The sequence below is a fragment of the Bradyrhizobium sp. LMTR 3 genome (assembly GCF_001693485.1).
Lineage (GTDB): Bacteria > Pseudomonadota > Alphaproteobacteria > Rhizobiales > Xanthobacteraceae > Bradyrhizobium.
In genome coordinates this window covers 372,521-390,018 of record NZ_MAXC01000033.1, presented here as the reverse complement: position 1 = coordinate 390,018, position 17,498 = coordinate 372,521, and the positions used below count along the sequence as shown (strand labels likewise).

The following is a 17,498-nucleotide window of genomic DNA, read 5'->3' as shown; positions in this document are numbered from 1 at the left end:
GAGTTCCTGTTAGGGATTGGCGAACCTTCTGCCAAATTCGCCCCTGTGAGCCAAGCCCACTTTGCCGCCAGCCCGGGCTTTAGTTATGCACCGTTCCTGCTATACACCACCGCCGTTCACCGCTCACGCGCTTGGTAATGACTGATTCCGTCGTCACACGCTTCGCCCCTTCGCCCACCGGCTTCCTCCATATCGGAGGCGCCCGGACCGCGCTGTTCAACTGGCTCTATGCCAAGAAGCGCGGCGGCAAGATGCTGCTGCGGATCGAGGACACCGACCGCGAACGCTCCACGGAAGCCGCCATCGCCGCGATCCTTGACGGGCTGAAATGGCTCGAGCTCGATTGGGACGACGACGTCATCTACCAGTTCAGCCGCGCCGCAAGGCATCGCGAGGTCGCCGAGCAACTGCTCGCCAGCGGCAAGGCGTACCGTTGCTACGCCACCGCGGAGGAGCTGACCGCGATGCGCGAGAAGGCGCGCGCGGAGGGCCGCACCCGCCTCTATGACGGGATGTGGCGGGATCGTGATCCGGGAGACGCGCCCGCCGGCATGAAGCCGACCATTCGCCTGAAGGCCCCGCAGACCGGCGAGACCGTGATCGAGGACCAGGTGCAGGGCCGCGTGGTCTGGCAGAACGAAAATCTCGACGATCTCGTGCTGCTGCGTGGCGACGGCAATCCGACCTACATGCTGGCTGTCGTCGTCGACGACCACGACATGGGCGTGACCCACGTCATCCGCGGCGACGACCATCTGATCAACGCCGCACGCCAGAAGCAGATCTACGATGCGCTCGGATGGGACATCCCGAACATGTCCCATATCCCGCTGATCCACGGGCCCGATGGTTCAAAACTCTCGAAGCGCCATGGCGCGCTCGGTGTCGATGCCTACCGCGCCATGGGATATCTGCCGGCGGCGCTGCGCAATTACCTGGTCCGGCTCGGCTGGAGCCATGGCGACCAGGAGATTTTCTCGACGCAGGAAATGATCGATGCGTTCGACCTGCCCGCGATCGGGCGGTCTGCTGCACGCTTCGATTTCGCCAAGCTGGAAAACCTCAACGGCCACTACATCCGCCACGCCGACGACGGTGCGCTGGTATCCCAATTCGAGAGCGTTCTGGACTATGTTCCCGATGGCGCCGAGTTGAAGGCGAAACTCAACGACACCACCCGCGCACAATTGCTGCGGGCGATGCCGAGCCTGAAGGAGCGCGCCAAGACGCTGATCGAGCTGATCTCGGGCGCCTACTTCATCTTTGCCGACCGTCCGCTCCAGATCGAGCCGAAGGCCTTGGCTCTGCTGACGCCGGAAACCCGCATCCTGATCGGCCAGCTCCGCACCGCGCTGGAAACCGTGACCGACTGGCGCGCCGAGACCACCGAATCCGCCATGCGGAATTTCGCGGAGCAGAACAACCTCAAGCTCGGCGCCGTCGCCCAGCCGCTCCGGGTGGCGCTGACCGGACGGACGACTTCGCCCGGCATTTTCGACGTTTTGGCAGTCCTGGGGCGCGAGGAATGCCTGGGTCGGCTAGCTGATCAGGCGGCCGACTGAAGCCCCTACCTTATGCGGGTTTCCGGCCATCTTGCAGTGCACAGGGCAATAAGCTAACCCAATTGCCGCCGCTTCCAGACAAGCCGGCCTCCTTGCTTGTGCCCCGGAAATTGGCACCAGGGTCAGGCGCGGTTTTCGCAACGATTTCATCGGGGACTTCACGATGGACGCAAAATCCAGCAACAAGACTGCAACGCTCACGGTAGGCAACAAGACCTACGATTTCCCGATCCTCAGCGGCACGGTGGGGCCAGATGTCATCGACATCGCCAAGCTCTACGCCCAGGCCGGGATGTTCACCTACGACCCCGGCTTCACCTCCACCGGAAGCTGCCAGTCGAAGATCACCTATATCGACGGCGACGCCGGTGTGCTGGAATACCGCGGCTACCCGATCGAGCAGCTCGCCGAACAGGGCGACTTCCTCGAGACCTGCTACCTCCTGCTCTACGGGGAACTTCCGACCAAGGCCCAGAAGCAGGATTTCGACCACCGCGTGATCCATCACACCATGGTTCACGAGCAGATGGCCCGCTTCTTCCAGGGTTTTCGCCGCGACGCCCACCCGATGGCGATCATGGTCGCCGCCGTCGGCGCACTGGCCGCATTCTATCACGATAGCACCGACATCAACGATCCGCGGCAGCGCATGATCGCTTCGATGCGGATGATCGCGAAGGTCCCGACGCTGGCCGCGATGGCCTACAAATACACCGTCGGCCAGCCCTTCATGTATCCGAAGAACTCGCTCTCCTTTGCCGAGAACTTCCTGCACATGTGCTTCGCGGTGCCCTGCGAGGAATACAAGATCAATCCGGTGCTGGCTGACGCGCTCGACAAGATCTTCATCCTGCACGCCGACCACGAGCAGAACGCCTCGACCTCGACGGTGCGTATCGCCGGCTCCTCCGGCGCCAACCCGTTCGCCTGTATCGCCGCGGGCATCGCCTGTCTGTGGGGTCCGGCGCATGGCGGCGCCAACGAGGCCGCGCTGGCGATGCTCGCGGAGATCGGCACGGTCGACAAGATTCCGGAATTCATCGCCAAGGTGAAGGACAAGAACTCGGAAGTCCGCCTGATGGGTTTCGGTCACCGCGTCTACAAGAACTACGACCCGCGCGCCAAGATCATGCAGAAGATGTGTCACGCCGTGCTCGCCGAGACCGGCCATGGCAACGATCCGATGCTGAACGTCGCGATGGAACTGGAAAGGATCGCGTTGAGCGACCAGTACTTCATCGACCGCAAGCTCTACCCGAACGTCGACTTCTATTCAGGCATCACGCTGAAGGCGATGGGCTTCCCGACCTCGATGTTCACCGTGCTGTTCGCCGTCGCCCGCACCGTCGGCTGGATCAGCCAGTGGAGCGAGATGATCGAGGATCCGCAGCAGAAGATCGGCCGTCCGCGCCAGCTCTATACCGGCGTCGCCCGCCGCGATTACGTGGCGATGGACAAGCGGAAGTAATCGACGTCGCTTACACCACATTTCGAAAGCCGGATGCGATCATCGCGTCCGGCTTTTGTTTGACGCGTAGGATGGGTGGAGCGCAGCGATACCCATCGTCAGTATACGCCGCGATTGATGGGTATCGCTTCGCTCCACCCATCCTACAATCCTATCCCCGCCGCGCCTGCCACATCGTCTGCAGCACGATGTCCGCGGCGCGCACGCTCGGCGGCTGGTTGCCGGTCGACATGATGCCGTCGATTTTGCCGAAGGCCTCGAGTTGCTTTCGACGCAGTTCGCTTTCGCCCAACGCCTCGCGCAGCGCGGCTGCGAGTTTCTCCGGCGTGCAATTCTCCTGCAGGAATTCCGGCACGACATTCTCGCCGATCACGAGATTGGCCAAGATCACCGAGTTCACCTTGATCGCCCGCCGCAAGATCCAGGCTTCCACGGCGCCGGTCCGGTAGGCCGTCACCATCGGCACGCCAGCCAATGCCAGCTCGAGCGTCACGGTGCCGGATTTGGCGAGCGCTGCATGCGCGATCCGGAATGCCGCCCGCTTCTCCTGCTCGCCGATGACGACCTGCGGCTGCACCGGCCAGCCTTTGACCGCATCCACGACCGCCTCCTGCAGATGCGGCATGGTCGGCAGCACCAGTTCGAACGGCGTGCCCTGCTCCTGCAGCAGTCCCACCGCCTGGCCGAATACCGCCATGTGGTGACGAATTTCGCTGCGGCGGCTTCCCGGCAGCACCAGCAGCACCGGCGGCGATTCCGCCCGCCGCCTGCTCTCATCGGCATTCGGCCGCAGCGAGGCCAGTTGCTCGGTCAGGGGGTGACCGACATAGGTGCAGGGCGGGCCGTGCAGCCTGCGATAGGCCTCGGGCTCGAACGGCAGCAGCGCCAGCACGTGATCGACATATTTGCGCATCGCGCGCGCCCGGCCGGGTCGCCACGCCCATACCGAGGGCGACACATAGTCGACGATCGGAATCTTGGGATCCTTGGCGCGCACACGCCTGGCGACGCGATGGGTAAAGTCGGGGCTGTCGATGATGACGAGAATATCCGGCGATGCCTCCGTCACTACGATAGCCGTTTCCTTGATCAGCCCGAGGATCTTCGGCAGTTCCTTGACGACTGCGGCCAGCCCGATGATCGAGAGTTCTTCAATCGGAAACAGCGACTCCAGGCCTTCGCGCGCCATTGCGCGACCGCCGACGCCCTCGAATTGTACCGCATCGCCAAGGCGCTGACGCAGCACCTTCATCAAACTGGCGCCGAGGCGATCGCCGGATTCTTCCGTCGCGATCAGAAATATCCTCCGCTCCATCCCGGCGGTCGCGCGAGGCGGCGTCACGCGGGCAGGCCCTGGATGAACAGGCCGGCGCTATCAGCGGCCTCGATCATGGCTTGCGAGTCCGCGGCAATGGTATGGCCGGCGATCACGGCAATGCCGGCGAGCCCGGCTTTTGCCACGCCTTCGATGGTTTTTGCGCCCACGGCCGGCAAGTCGAAGCGCAAATCCTGCCCGCTCTTCGGCGCCTTCACCAGCACGCCGCGGCCGGATTTGGCGCGAATGCGCCCCGCCTCGCGCAGCCTCGCCACCCGCGCCAACAGCCCGTCGGTGCCCTCGATATCCTCGACCGCGACCACGTGCCCGTCGATCACGACCACGGCCTGGCCGATGTCGAACGGACCGAGCGCGCCGAGCACCTCCCGCCCCTTGGCAATATCGGCGGCGGCGGCGGTATCCGGCATGGCACGGGCAATTCGCCCCTCCGGCATCAGCACGTCGGGGGCGACATCCCTGATACCGACCATCCGGAAACCGTCCTGTTCGAGGATGCGGCCGATCCCCGACAACAGGTGATCGTCGCCGCCGCGAAACGCCGCCCAGACGCGGCCGATCACCCGGATCGTTCCCCAGTCCAGCCTGATTTCCGACAGCGCGGGCCGCAGCAGCGTACCGATGAAGATCAGGTCGCGGCAACCCTCACTACGGAACAGCTTTGTCGCGCGGCCGAGCTGTCCGACCGAGATCCAGTGATGGCGGAAGCGGCCGACGCGATCCGGATCGCAGGCGCCTCGCAGCGCGAACAGCACTGGCGCCAATCCCCGCTGGCTAAGCGACTCCGCCACCGCGAACGGCATCGCGCCGCCGCCTGCGATGACGCCGACCGGCGATGAAATATCGGAAGCCGCTGAGATCATGGCTGCGGCGATCCCGTCATCAAGGTTTGTTGCCGTCGCCGGCAGGAAGGCAGAGCGGACGAAGTTTACCGTCGCCGATGAAGGCGAGGATTTCGGCGATCGCCGGATCCTCTCCAGCCATCGGCTGCACCGCATTCAGCCGCTCGGCAAAGATACCGGGCCCGTGAAACAGCTTCTGGTAGAACGAGCGCACCTTGGCGAGCCGCTCCCTGGTGAACTTGCGGCGCTTCATGCCGATGATGTTCAGCCCTTCGAGACTGGCATACTGTCCATTGGCGAGCCCGAACGGAATGATGTCGCCGCGGACGCCGCAGACGCCACCGACCATCACCTGCGGCCCGATCCGCGTGAACTGATGCACGGCAGAGAGCCCGCCGATGAAGACGAAATCGCCGATCTCGCAGTGACCGCCAAGCGTCGCCGAAGTGGCAAAAATCACGTCATTGCCGACCTGGCAATCGTGTCCCACATGGCTGCAATTCATGAAGTAGCCGCGTTCGCCGACGCGGGTGATGCCACCGCCGGCGACCGTGCCAGCGTTCATGGTGACGGATTCGCGGATGGTGCAGCCCGCTCCGATCTCGAGCCGGGTCAGTTCGCCCTTGTAGCTCAGCGATTGCGGCGGCGTGCCAAGCGAGACGAACGGGTAGATCGTGCAGCCGTCGCCGATTGTGGTCTGTGCGGTGATGTGCACATGCGCGATCAACTTGCAATTCGCGCCGATGACGACGTTCGGCCCGATGATGCAATAGGGACCGATTGTCGTCCCCTCGCCGATCACAGCGCCATCCTCAACCCGCGCGGTTGGATCGATCGTACCCATCAAGCAGCCCAGCCCATCGATTGCGCGCGAATATCTCGCGTTTTCCGGTGGTTAGCGCGGCACTTCAATGCTGTCTAGTGACGTATGATTACGTCATGTGTCGGGCGCGCAACGCCTGCAAGATCCCATCCGCTGCCGTCCAATTCCCGAAAGCCGAGACAAGCCGTCGCTATGTCATGCTGCCGGGCAGGAAGCAGCGGATCGAAATCCCGAGCGAGTCCTTCATCGGCCACACCATGGTTCGGCCGGCGCGATTGGGCTCGGTAATCACCGCATCGTCGGGGACGTCGATCCATTGGCCCTCGAGCCGCACGCGGTAATGACCGTCCTTGGATTCCCAATCGACATCGGAGACAGCGGAGCCATCAGCGTCGGAGCAACATGGCCCCTTTCCGCTCCTGAGGCTGTCGAACCACGACTTGAGCGGGGATTTGGCGTAGCGACCGTCATCGCGGGCCACAGCATGTCCGCCAAGAACTAACAGTGCAACACCGACCCAGAGAAACTTCATGCGGCCATCCGGCAACAGATTCTCCACAGCATCTATAAAGCTGCTGGGCTGGCTGAAGTTCCCTCAACATCTCACAATTAAAGCTGGACCGATCGCCCAAAGGTTGATGCACAACGGTATCCTGCTAGAGCGCTGGCCAGCGAAAGCCTACCCCGGACTTGATCCGGGGCGGACACCGGTTCTCGCGTCAAGAAAACGCTTCAAAACAAGAATCTAAAGCCCGGTTCTGATTCAATCAGAACCGAAAAGGCTCTAGCTGCCGGTCTGAGCAATCCAATCGCCAGGCTGCACGCGCGCGACCAGGACGGCCGGGCCCGAGCTGCTGGTCTTGTAGACGAGCGCCTCGCCCTCGCGGATATCGCCAAATTCCTTTCCGAAGGCATCGGCGACGTTGGTCTTGTGCGTCACCACCACATTATTGACGCCGGCCTTCAGGGGCGCATTGACGAGATCGCGCACGGCGCGCCCAATTTTGGCATTCTTGCCGTCGGGGTTCGCCATCGCCGACGCACTGCCGGCGCCGCTGTCGGTCAGGGCGTCGACGGGAGACACGTCCTTGCCGCTGAGCAGCTTGCCGGTCTCGACCGCGCGGTTTAGCTGGCTTGTGTAGACCTCGCCGATCGGTATGCCGAGTTTCGCGAGCGCAGCCCCAAGGTCGCGCGCCAGCGTGCGGCCCTTCTCGCTCAGTTGGCGCTGTGCGCTCATATCGTAGAATTTGAAGGGGTAAATGTCCTTCTGGCTATCGTCGGTGGCGCCGTGCCGAAACACGATGACGTAGCCGCCACCCTTGAGGGATGTGACAAGACCGTTGAGATCTGCCGCGTAAACTTGCGGCGGCATCAGCAGAAAAATGACCAAACATGAAATGATGGACGCAAACTTGTTCAAGGACGCCTCCGTTAAAAAGCGTGGACCCAAGCCAGGTCTAATCAGCAGATTTCGTCAATAACCTCGAAAATGGGTTTCCACTACCAAGGATTGAACAAAGACATCAGGAAGACGTCAGTTGTGTGACGGGTAAATTCAATCCGGCTCAATCCGTCAGCATCGCGCCGACGTCGGCTTCCGCAACCACGGCACCATTTACCTTGGCGTCGCCGTGAAACCACCACATCGCCTTGCGGCGGCCGATCGAGCGCATGTGGTATTCGATGGTGTCGCCGGGCATCACCGGCTTGCGGAATTTGCACTTGTCGATGGTGAGGAAATAAACCGCGCGCGGCTTTTCGGTGCCCTCGACCGACTTGATGCCGATCACGCCGGCGGTCTGCGCCATCGCCTCGATCATCATCACGCCGGGATAGACCGGACGTTCGGGGAAATGGCCGAGAAATGGCGGCTCGTTGAAGGTAACGTTCTTGATGCCGATGCCACTGTAATCGGTCCGGATCTTGATCACCCGATCGATCAGCAGCATTGGATAACGGTGCGGGAGCGTCTTGAGGATCTCGTTGATATCCACGAGCTCAAACCTGACCGGTGCCTCCTCCATCACTCGCGCCCTTCGCCTTTCGAATCGGCCGTGCCGCCCTGCACCAGCCGCTCCACTGCAACAATCTCCCTGAACCACTGCTTGGTCGGTTTGGCAAAATGGCCACCCCAGCGGCCATTGGGTGGGATATCGTCCTTGACCGCGCTCATCGCCGTCACTTGCGCGCCATCGCCGATCTTGAGGTGGTTGTTGATGCCCACCTTGGCGCCCAGCGCGACGTTGTCACCGATCGTCAGGCTGCCCGCGAGCCCGATCTGGGCCGCGAGCAGGCAGTGCCTGCCGATGGTCACATTGTGGCCGATCTGGACCTGATTGTCGATTTTGGTGCCCTCGCCGATTACCGTATCCCGCAGGCTGCCGCGGTCGATGCAGGTGCCGGCGCCGATTTCGACATCGTTCTGGATCAGGACGCGGCCGGTCTGGGGCACCTTCAGATGGCCCTCGGGGCCGAAGAAAATGAAGCCATAGCCGTCCTGGCCGATGCTGCAGGCGGGATGGATCAGCACGTTGTTGCCGATCAGGGCGAACTGGATCGCGCTGCGTGCACCTACATTGCAGTCGCGGCCGATTTTGACGTCGGCGCCGATCACCGCGCCGGCACCGATTACGGTGCCAGTGCCGATCTCGACCCGAGGGCCGATCACCGCGAGCGGATCGACGATGACGCCGTCCTCGAGATGGGCGGACGGGTCGATGATCGCCGATGGCGCGATGCCGTCATTGTCGAACCAGGATTGCGGGCGGAGCGCATCGGCGTGCCACTCGCGCGCCAGCTTCACGAAGGCGCGGAACGGCTGGGCCGCCCGCAGCACCGCCACATGGGCGGGCACCTGGGCCTCGAAACGCGGGCTGACCAGGCAAGCGCCGGCAGTGGTCGCCTTGAGCTGATCGGCATATTTGAGATTGTCGAAGAACGCCAGATGCATCGGACCCGCTTCGTCAAGCGAAGCGAGGCCCCTGATCACATCACCGGCCCGCGCAGGGTCGACCAATACCGCTCCCGTCAACGCGGCCAGCTCGGCCAGCGTCGAGGAAGGAGGTTGCTTGAAGGATATCGGCTGCGCCATTTCACCCGTCGCAGTCCGGCCGCTGTTCACACCGGAGAGCCGGCTCCGACGAAACGGAGCCGAACCCTCCTCATATTCCTTGGTGTTCTCGTCACGTGGACCTTAGTCCATTTCGCTTCAAGACACCTCAGAACGATGTGCCACCGCCAAACTTGAATTCCTGCACGCGGTCAAACTGGCCCTTCGTAAGCGGAACCGCATAGTCGAAGCGCAGCGGACCGAAGGGCGAGGCCCAGATCAAGCCGACACCCACCGAGGTGCGAACCACATTGCCGTTGTCGTACTGCAATCCCAAACAGGTCCCGGGATTGGCCGCGGTCGTCGCCGTCGCCTGCGTCGGCGGGACGCAGCCCGGCACATTGACCTCGCCCGTTGCCGCCCACGACGTCGGACCCTTGTAGTCGAACAGTCCGCCGGCGTCGGCATAGACCGAGCCCTTGAGCCCAACTTCCTTCGGCAGGAACCAGAACGGCATCTGCAATTCGAACGAAGCGCCCCAGTACTTGGTGCCGCCGAGCGCGTCACGCGTGCCGAACGGGTTCAAATCGCGCGGACCGATACCATTCGGCGCAAAACCGCGCACCAGGTTCGGGCCCATCTGGAAGTGATCCAGCATGCGCAGTTCGCTGCCGCCGAACTGGTTGAGAATACCGCCCTGGAGATGGATCAGGCCGACGATATCGGCGACCAGCGGAGTGTAGTACTTCGCGTCGATCGCCGACTTGATGTAGCTCACGTCGCCGCCGACACCGGCGAAGTCCTGCTTCCAGTCGATCAGCAAGCCGTCGGTCGGGTTCTTGTTGTTGTCCAGCGTGTTGTAGTTCAGCGAATAGCCGACTGACGAGGTCAGCGCCTTGCCGCTTTGCAGTTCCCTGCGGACCGGCAGCGAGGCTTCACCGTCGAAGTAACACCACAGGCCCTGGCCGGAGACGTCAGTGGCGGTCTGGCCTCCTGACGTTATCGATCCGCCCGCGCCAACACCATTCAGTTGGGCAAATGCCGGCGACGGGTTGAACGCGAGCAACGAGTTCGCCGAGTTGTTGTTACAATTCGCCAGCGTGTTCGGCAGCGAGATTTCCTGCTGGTAGATCGAGTAGCGCAACTGAAGCGCAAGATCTTCCCGCAGGGTGAAGCCGAGCCGCGGGCTGAAGCCCAGCGTCTTGGTGCCGTACGCGATGTAGCTGTTGGCGAGCTGTTCACGATAGAACAGGTCGAGGCCAAGCGCGACGCGGTAGTCAAACAGATAGGGATCGACGAAGGACAGCGAGCCGCCGCGCGCGTACTGACCGTAGGTCACGGCAGCCTTCGCATACAGGCCCCGGCCGAGGAAGTTGCGCTCGGAGATGCTAACCTCGGCCAGTGCGCCGTCCGAGGTCGAATAGCCGCCGGACACCGAGAAGTCGCCGGTCGATTTCTCTTCGAGATCGACGATCAGGATCACGCGATCGGTCGACGAGCCGGGCTCGGTCAGAATCTTCACGCTCTTGAAGAAGTCGAGGTTCTTCAGCCGGCGCTCGGCGCGGTCGACCAGGGCGCGGTTGTAAGCGTCGCCTTCGGACAGGTCGAACTCGCGGCGGATCACGTAGTCGCGGGTCCGGGTGTTGCCGCGGACGTTGATGCGCTCGATATAGGTTCGCGGGCCTTCGTCGACGGCGAACACGATCGAAACCGTGTGCTGCTCGAAATTGCGATCGCCGCGCGGACGCACTACCGCGAAGGCGTAGCCGCGCCGTGAAGCCTCGATCTGCATTTCCTCGACGGATTTCTCCAGCGCCTCGGCATTGTAAACCGAGCCGACGCTGACGCGCGAGAAGCTGCGCATCGAGGTGGCATCGAGGGTCGGGATGGAGGTCTGGAAATCGACGGAGGCGACGCGATATTGCTGCCCCTCATCGATCTTGAAGGTGACGAGGAAGCCCTTCTTGTCGGGGTCATACTCGGTCAGCGCGGCGACCACCTGCACGTCGGCGTAACCGTTCTTGAGGTAGAAGCGGCGAATCAGGTCGCGGTCGGCCTCGACCCGGTCGGGATCGTAGACGTCGGCGCCGCCGAGGAAGCTCAGAAGGTTCGATTCGCGCGTCTTGATGACGTCCTTGAGGCGATAGGACGAATAGGCGACGTTGCCGATGAACTCGATCGACTTGACGCCGGTCTTGCTGCCTTCGGTGATCGTGAAGATCAGGTCGACGCGGTTGTTCGGCTGCTCGATGATTTCCGGGGTGACGCTTACGTCATAACGGCCGGAGCGCCGGTAGATTTCGGCGATGCGCTGGGCGTCCGACTGAACCATCGGGCGCGAGAAAGTACCGCGCGGCTTGGACTGGATTTCGGCCGAAAGCTGCTCGTCCTTGACCTTCTTGTTGCCTTCGAAGGCGATGCGCCCGATCACGGCGTTTTCGACGACCGTCACGACCAGTCGGCCGCCGACCTGGTTGATTCGCACGTCCTGGAACAGGCCCGTCTCGATCAGCGCTTTCAGGCCATCGTCGATCTGGGCCTGGCCGAGGCGGCCGCCGGGGCCCGGCTTGAAATAGGAGCGGATGGTCTCGACCTCGACACGCCGGTTCCCCTCAACGGCTATCGACGCCGCCGTCTGGGCCGCTGCCGGCACAGAGATCAGCGCGCCCCCCATCGGCGCGGCAACCATGATCAGAGCGGCCAGTAAGCCCCCCCGCACTCGCATTCCAAACATCATGCGCAACGCGCCCTCGTCATTGCAATGCCGGCCCGTACCCCTACGAACCGGCAGATTCCCAAAGTTGCATTGCTTGTAGCCAATTTCGACAGGGCGGCAAACCAGACATCGCGATGCGATTCCAATTTCATTCCAAGACGTTGCCAAAGGGCAACGTCATAAAAAAGCCGCTACTACGATCTCCCGAACAGCCCTTTCAGCCAGGGCACCTGATGGAAGTCGTTGTAGAAGGCGAAAACCATCAGCATCAGGACCAAAACCAGCCCGACTCGGAACCCGTATTCCTGGGATTTTTCCGACAATGGACGCCCGCGGAGCACCTCGGCCGTGTAGAACATAAGGTGACCGCCATCGAGCAAGGGCACCGGGAACAAATTCAATAGCCCGATCGAAATGGACAGCACCGCCGCCAGATGCAGCAGCGGAATGATTCCCAAGGTAGCCACCTGCCCCGAAATCTGCGCGATCCGAATCGGCCCGCCGATCTGGTCCGCGCTCGCCCGGCCGGTAAAAATGTTACCGATATAGGCGAGCGTCTGCTCGATGACGAACCAGGTCTCCTTGATTCCGAGCCAGAATGCCGTCGCCGGATCGACCTTCTCGGTGGTCACCTCGCCCGGCGTAGTCGCACGGGTAATGCCGAGAATCCCGAGCCGCTGGGTGTTTCCGAACGGATCCTTCACTTCGCGCAGCTCCGGCGTGCCATTCAACTGCAGCGTGGAATCACCGCGCTTGACGGTGAAGGTCATGGTCTCGCCGGCGCGAACGCTCACGAAGCGTTGCATGTCGGAGAAGCTGCCGATCTTCTTGCCGTCGATGGCAGTGACGACATCGCCGACCTGAAAGCCCGCCCGCTCGGCGGCGCTGCTGGCTTCGATCTTGTCGACGCGTGCCGTCGTGCTCGGCTTGCCGAAGAAAGTGAAGAGACAGGTGAAAATGACGATCGCCAGAATGAAATTCGCGATCGGACCGGCGGCCACGATGGCTGCACGCGCGCCGACTTTCTTGTGATGGAAACTGCCCGCGCGCTCTTCCTCGCTCATGCGGGCGAGCGATTCGGCCGATGCGGGCGTCGAGGCTTCCGATTCGTCGCCGAAGAACTTCACGTAGCCGCCTAGCGGGATCGCGGAGATCTTCCAGCGCGTGCCGTGGCGGTCGTTGAAGCCGGCAAGTTCCGGGCCGAACCCGAGCGAGAACGTCAACACCTTCACGCCCGCCCAGCGGGCGACCAGGAAGTGGCCGAGTTCATGAAAGAACACGACGATGGTCAGAACGAACAAAAAGGGAATGATGTAGCCGATGAGCCCGTGGCCCAACGTACTGAAACTGCTTAAAAAAAACTCTGACATCAGGTTCCCCTCGACAAGAGCCGATGGCTCCGTCCCCAACCCTCTAGGATGCCTTTAAGGCAATTTGAGGCAATAGGGAGGCGGCTCGATTTCGCGCGTTATGGTCAACGGAGATCGCGTCGTCGGCCGAGCTCAAAGGCGCAAGGTTCCCGGCACGAATCCAATCGTTGATGGTGGCTTCGACGAGGCGCGCGATCGACCCGAATTTGATCTTTCCGGCAATGAACGCCGCCACAGCCACCTCATTGGCGGCGTTGAATACCGTGGTCGCGCCACGTCCCGTACGTAACGCTTCGTAGGCCAGCCGCAAGCCCGGGAACCGCTCGAAGTCCGGCGCCTCGAATGTGAGCTGGCCGATTTTTGCGAGGTCCAGCCTGGCCGACGGGCCAACGATTCGATCGGGCCATCCAAGGCAGTGCGCGATCGGGATGCGCATGTCGGGCGCGCCGAGCTGCGCAACCACAGAGCGATCCGAGAATTCGACCATGCCGTGGATGATCGACTGCGGATGCACGAGGACGTCGATCTCGTCGGCCGAAAGCGCAAAGAGATAGGAGGCTTCGATGACTTCGAGGCCCTTGTTCATCATCGAGGCCGAATCAATAGTGATCTTCTGGCCCATGCTCCAGTTCGGATGCTTCAAGGCCTGCTCAAGCGTCGCCTGCTCGATGTCGGCCGGCGCCCAGGTGCGGAACGGGCCACCGGATGCAGTGATGATCACGCGCACCAATTCCTCGCGATTGCCCGAAGAGAGCGCCTGAAACAGCGCATTGTGTTCGGAATCCGCCGGGAGGATGCAGGCGCCGGCCTTCGCCGCGCGCTGCATGAAGAAATCGCCGGCACACACCAGGCATTCCTTGTTCGCCAATGCGACGGCGGCACCGCGGTCGACCGCTGCGAGCGCGGGCTTCAGCCCGGCCGCGCCGCTCACCGCCGCCATCACCCAGTCGGCGGGACGCGCGGCGGCCTCGATGATCGCGCTTTCGCCGGCGCCGCATTCGATGTTCGTGCCTGCCAGCGCATCCTTCAGTTCGCCAAGTCGCGCGGGGTCGGCGATCGCAGCGAATCGTACGCCGAATTCCTTCGCCAGCCTGGCCAGCGCTTCGACGTTGGAATTCGCGGTCAGCGCCTCGACCTGGTAGCGGTCGCGCGCACCGCGCAGCAGATCCATGGTGCTGTCGCCGATGGAACCGGTGGCGCCCAGCACCGTGACGGTGCGCGCATCCGACCAAGCGGCCTTGTTGTTACGCAATGGAACTGCGCTCATCGTTTCACCAAACCATAAGACCGCGACCGACGCCATCGGCGCCGCCCCGCAGAAAGCCGAAAAGTGCCGCCACGACAACGGCTGCGACAAACCCGTCCAGACGATCCATTAGTCCGCCATGGCCGGGGATGATGTGACTTGAGTCCTTTACGCCAAAACGGCGCTTCACGGCGGATTCGAAGAGGTCGCCGAGCTGCGAAACGACCGAAAGGGCCGCCGAAAGCACCAGCAGCGGCCCCACTTTACCGAGACCGAAGGCGGCAAATCCGCCTGCCACGGCCAGACTGGCGGCAAAACCGCCGACGGCGCCGGCCCAGGTCTTTTTCGGGCTGACGCGCGGCCACAGTTTTGGTCCGCCAATACCGCGGCCCGCGAAATAGCCGCCACTATCGGTCACCCACACAATCAGCAGCACGAACATCAGGGCGGCGAAACCCTTCGTTGAATCCAGACGCACCAACACCGACGCAATCTCGGCCGCCGCCGCGTACAGAAATCCGGCCGCCGCCCAGTTTCGCCGCTCCGGCGCGATTGACACAACCGCGACAAAGCCGATGCCGAGCACGATCAGGGCAGCATCGAGCCGACCGATCGCAAAGCAAACCCCGCCGAGCGCAAGCGCGGCCACGCCCGGGACGATCACACGCGTTGCCCCGGCGAAGCCCGCGATCGCGAGCCATTCGACGAACAGGCCGACGGCCGCCAGCGTCACCAGCGCGGCCCACAGCCAGCCGCCCGCATAGGCGATGGCGACCGCAAGCGGGATCAGCACCGCGGCGGCGGCGATACGCATCACGAGATTGCGTGAATCGGGCGCGCTTGCTGCCGCCGGCGAGGGCTCGGGGTCGGTCACGATCCGGTTTTCGCAACCAGACCGCCGAAACGGCGTTCCCGTCTGGCATATTCGGCAATGGCGCTTTCGAGCGCGGCCTTGTCGAAATCCGGCCAGTGAATCGGCACGAACACGAGTTCGCTATAGGCCGCCTGCCACATCAGGAAGTTCGACAGCCGCTGTTCGCCGCTGGTGCGGATGATCAGATCGGGATCGGGAATGTCAGGTGCATCGAGATAGCGGCCGAGCGTATCGGCATCGATCGAGGCGGGATCGCGCTTGCCCTCCGCGACTTCACGCGCCAGCCGCTGGGCAGCGCCGGCAATTTCCTGGCGCGATCCGTAATTGAACGCGACCACGAGATTGAGTTTGGTGTTGCCTCTCGTTAGTTCCTCGGCCTCGTTCAAGAGCGTGCAGATATCGGGCTCCAGTCCCTCTCGTTCGCCGATCACGCGCACGCGCACGCCGTCGCGGTGCAGCGTCGCCAGATCGTTGCGGATGAAGCGGCGGAGCAATCCGAACAGATCGCCGATTTCGCTCGCCGGCCGCGACCAGTTTTCGGAGCTGAACGAAAAGATCGTCAGATAGAGCACGCCGAGTTCATGCGCGGCGCGAACGACGCGGCGCAGCGCCTCGACCCCGCGGCGGTGGCCTTCGGCGCGCGGCAAGCCGCGCGCTGCCGCCCAGCGCCCGTTTCCGTCCATGATGATCGCCACATGCAACGGGACGGAGCGATCCGGTCCTTCCGTGGCGGGGGCGGCGGCGTTCGGCATTATCTGAATTCCAGTGCCAGTCTCAACTCGTGAACGTTGCCATCAAACGGTGAGGATTTCCTTTTCCTTCGCCGCCAGCAACTGATCGATTTCCGCAATCGTTCCGTCGGTCGCCTTCTGCACCTCGTTGGCGAGCCGCTCCTGATCGTCTTCGGAAATCTCGTGATTCTTCTCGAGCTTCTTGACGATATCCAGGCCGTCGCGACGGACGTGGCGAACGGCAACCTTGGCGGCTTCGGCGTATTTATGCGCGACCTTCACCAGTTCCTTGCGCCGCTCCTCGTTAAGCTCGGGAATTCGCAGGCGCAGCACCTGCCCTTCGGTCGCGGGCGAAAGGCCGAGATTGGAATCGATGATCGCCTTCTCCACGGCTTTCACCATCGACTTGTCCCACACCTGGACGGAAAGCAGCCGCGGCTCGGGCACGCTGACGGTGGCGAGCTGGTTGAGCGGCATGTGCGAGCCGTAGGCCTCGACCTGCACCGGCTCCAGCATGGACGCCGCCGCGCGGCCGGTCCGCAAGCCACCGAGCTCGTGCTTGAGCGAATGGGTGGCGCCTTGCATGCGGCGCTTCAATTCGTTGATGTCAAAACCGGGCGTGGGCATGACGCTCTCCCCTCCTTGGAAACCAGCCGCTGGCGTCTTGAAGCCGCGGTTCGAAACTGCAACCGGCAGATCAGCCGGCAACCACCGTGCCGTGGCCGGTCCCGCGCAGGATCGCGCCGATCGAACCCGGCTCGGCGATCGAGAATACGATGATAGGCAGTGACGTCTCGCGGGCAAGCGCGAATGCAGTCGCGTCCATCACCTTGTAGTCGCCGGCGATCGCCTGCGAATGCGTTAGCCGATCAAAACGCTTGGCGGACGGGTCCTTTTTGGGGTCGGCGCTATAAACGCCGTCGACATTGGTGGCTTTGAGCACCGCCTGCGCCCCGATCTCGGCCGCCCGCAACACCGCCGTGGTATCGGTGGTGAAGAATGGATTGCCGGTTCCACCGCCGAGCAGGACGATTCGTCCATCCGCGAGATATTTGTGCGCCGCACTGCGGGTGAACAGCTCGGAAATCTCGGGCATCACGAAAGCCGACAGGGTCCGCGCCGGCGCCCCCTTGCGCTCGATGGCGGCTTCCAGCGCCAGGCAGTTCATCATGGTGGCGAGCATGCCCATGGTGTCGCCGGTCGGGCGCGAGACGCCGCGCGAGGACACTTCCACGCCGCGAACGATGTTGCCGCCGCCGATCACGACGGCCACCTCGACGCCGAGCTTGTGGGCCGCGATCAGGTCGTCGGCGATGCGGTCAACGGTGGGCTGGTCGATGCCGAAGAAATGGCTACCTGCGAGATACTCGCCTGAGAGCTTGATCACGACGCGACGATAGACCGGCTCAGCCATTGCTTACGCTTCCCTCTCCCGCGCAGGCGACTTCCGGCGCATTTAACGCCGGAAGACTGTGACCGCAGCG

At 63.0% G+C, this 17,498-nt stretch carries 16 protein-coding genes; 2 read left to right on the top strand and 14 right to left on the bottom strand.

From position 1 onward, the window contains the following. Positions 1 to 137: 137 nt before the first annotated feature. Positions 138 to 1,562 carry a glutamate--tRNA ligase gene (gene gltX / locus LMTR3_RS22675; protein WP_065747193.1) on the top strand — a complete coding sequence of 475 codons (1,425 nt, stop codon included), beginning with the start codon at positions 138 to 140 and terminating at the stop codon, positions 1,560 to 1,562. A 163-nt stretch (positions 1,563 to 1,725) separates the two neighbouring features. Then, a complete protein-coding gene (gltA, locus tag LMTR3_RS22670) occupies positions 1,726 to 3,030 on the top strand; it encodes a citrate synthase (protein WP_065747192.1) in 1,305 nt (434 codons plus the stop codon). A gap of 151 nt (positions 3,031 to 3,181) precedes the next feature. On the opposite strand, the gene lpxB is transcribed toward gltA, so the two are convergent. From lpxB to pyrH, 14 genes are all read right to left on the bottom strand, one after another. Then, complete coding sequence (gene lpxB, locus LMTR3_RS22665; RefSeq protein ID WP_065747378.1) at positions 3,182 to 4,345, bottom strand: lipid-A-disaccharide synthase; 1,164 nt, start codon at positions 4,343 to 4,345, stop codon at positions 3,182 to 3,184. Positions 4,346 to 4,368: 23 nt separating this feature from the next. Continuing rightward, on the bottom strand, positions 4,369 to 5,226 hold the full coding sequence (locus tag LMTR3_RS22660; protein WP_065747191.1) for an LpxI family protein: 858 nt from the start codon (positions 5,224 to 5,226) through the stop codon (positions 4,369 to 4,371). A 19-nt stretch (positions 5,227 to 5,245) separates the two neighbouring features. Beyond that, entirely contained in the window at positions 5,246 to 6,049 is an 804-nt protein-coding gene (lpxA, locus tag LMTR3_RS22655) for an acyl-ACP--UDP-N-acetylglucosamine O-acyltransferase (RefSeq protein ID WP_065747190.1), read from the bottom strand. 169 nt (positions 6,050 to 6,218) lie between these two features. Further along, complete coding sequence (locus LMTR3_RS22650; RefSeq protein WP_065747377.1) at positions 6,219 to 6,560, bottom strand: hypothetical protein; 342 nt, start codon at positions 6,558 to 6,560, stop codon at positions 6,219 to 6,221. Positions 6,561 to 6,812: 252 nt separating this feature from the next. After that, positions 6,813 to 7,448 carry a histidine phosphatase family protein gene (locus tag LMTR3_RS22645; protein ID WP_349643817.1) on the bottom strand — a complete coding sequence of 212 codons (636 nt, stop codon included), beginning with the start codon at positions 7,446 to 7,448 and terminating at the stop codon, positions 6,813 to 6,815. Between the two features lie 145 nt (positions 7,449 to 7,593). Next, positions 7,594 to 8,052, bottom strand: coding sequence for a 3-hydroxyacyl-ACP dehydratase FabZ (fabZ, locus tag LMTR3_RS22640; RefSeq protein ID WP_028345839.1), 459 nt, complete (start codon positions 8,050 to 8,052; stop codon positions 7,594 to 7,596). Then, positions 8,052 to 9,119, bottom strand: coding sequence for a UDP-3-O-(3-hydroxymyristoyl)glucosamine N-acyltransferase (gene lpxD, locus LMTR3_RS22635; RefSeq protein WP_065747189.1), 1,068 nt, complete (start codon positions 9,117 to 9,119; stop codon positions 8,052 to 8,054). Before lpxD ends, fabZ begins: the two co-directional genes overlap by 1 nt. A 127-nt stretch (positions 9,120 to 9,246) precedes the next feature. Then, positions 9,247 to 11,814, bottom strand: coding sequence for an outer membrane protein assembly factor BamA (bamA, locus tag LMTR3_RS22630; RefSeq protein ID WP_065747188.1), 2,568 nt, complete (start codon positions 11,812 to 11,814; stop codon positions 9,247 to 9,249). Positions 11,815 to 11,987: 173 nt separating this feature from the next. Further along, complete coding sequence (rseP, locus tag LMTR3_RS22625; RefSeq protein ID WP_065747187.1) at positions 11,988 to 13,163, bottom strand: RIP metalloprotease RseP; 1,176 nt, start codon at positions 13,161 to 13,163, stop codon at positions 11,988 to 11,990. A gap of 43 nt (positions 13,164 to 13,206) precedes the next feature. Further along, positions 13,207 to 14,430 carry a 1-deoxy-D-xylulose-5-phosphate reductoisomerase gene (gene dxr, locus LMTR3_RS22620; protein WP_065747375.1) on the bottom strand — a complete coding sequence of 408 codons (1,224 nt, stop codon included), beginning with the start codon at positions 14,428 to 14,430 and terminating at the stop codon, positions 13,207 to 13,209. Positions 14,431 to 14,434: 4 nt separating this feature from the next. Beyond that, positions 14,435 to 15,283: a phosphatidate cytidylyltransferase gene (locus LMTR3_RS22615; RefSeq protein WP_065747186.1), complete on the bottom strand. Its 849-nt coding sequence runs from the start codon at positions 15,281 to 15,283 to the stop codon at positions 14,435 to 14,437. Further along, positions 15,280 to 16,035, bottom strand: coding sequence for an isoprenyl transferase (locus LMTR3_RS22610; protein WP_065747185.1), 756 nt, complete (start codon positions 16,033 to 16,035; stop codon positions 15,280 to 15,282). Before LMTR3_RS22610 ends, LMTR3_RS22615 begins: the two co-directional genes overlap by 4 nt. 42 nt (positions 16,036 to 16,077) lie before the next feature. Beyond that, positions 16,078 to 16,641 (bottom strand): ribosome recycling factor, encoded by a 564-nt coding sequence (gene frr, locus LMTR3_RS22605; protein ID WP_065747374.1) that lies wholly within the window; start codon positions 16,639 to 16,641, stop codon positions 16,078 to 16,080. A 70-nt stretch (positions 16,642 to 16,711) separates the two neighbouring features. Continuing rightward, positions 16,712 to 17,428: a UMP kinase gene (gene pyrH / locus LMTR3_RS22600; RefSeq protein ID WP_065747184.1), complete on the bottom strand. Its 717-nt coding sequence runs from the start codon at positions 17,426 to 17,428 to the stop codon at positions 16,712 to 16,714. Between the last annotated feature and the right edge of the window lie 70 nt (positions 17,429 to 17,498).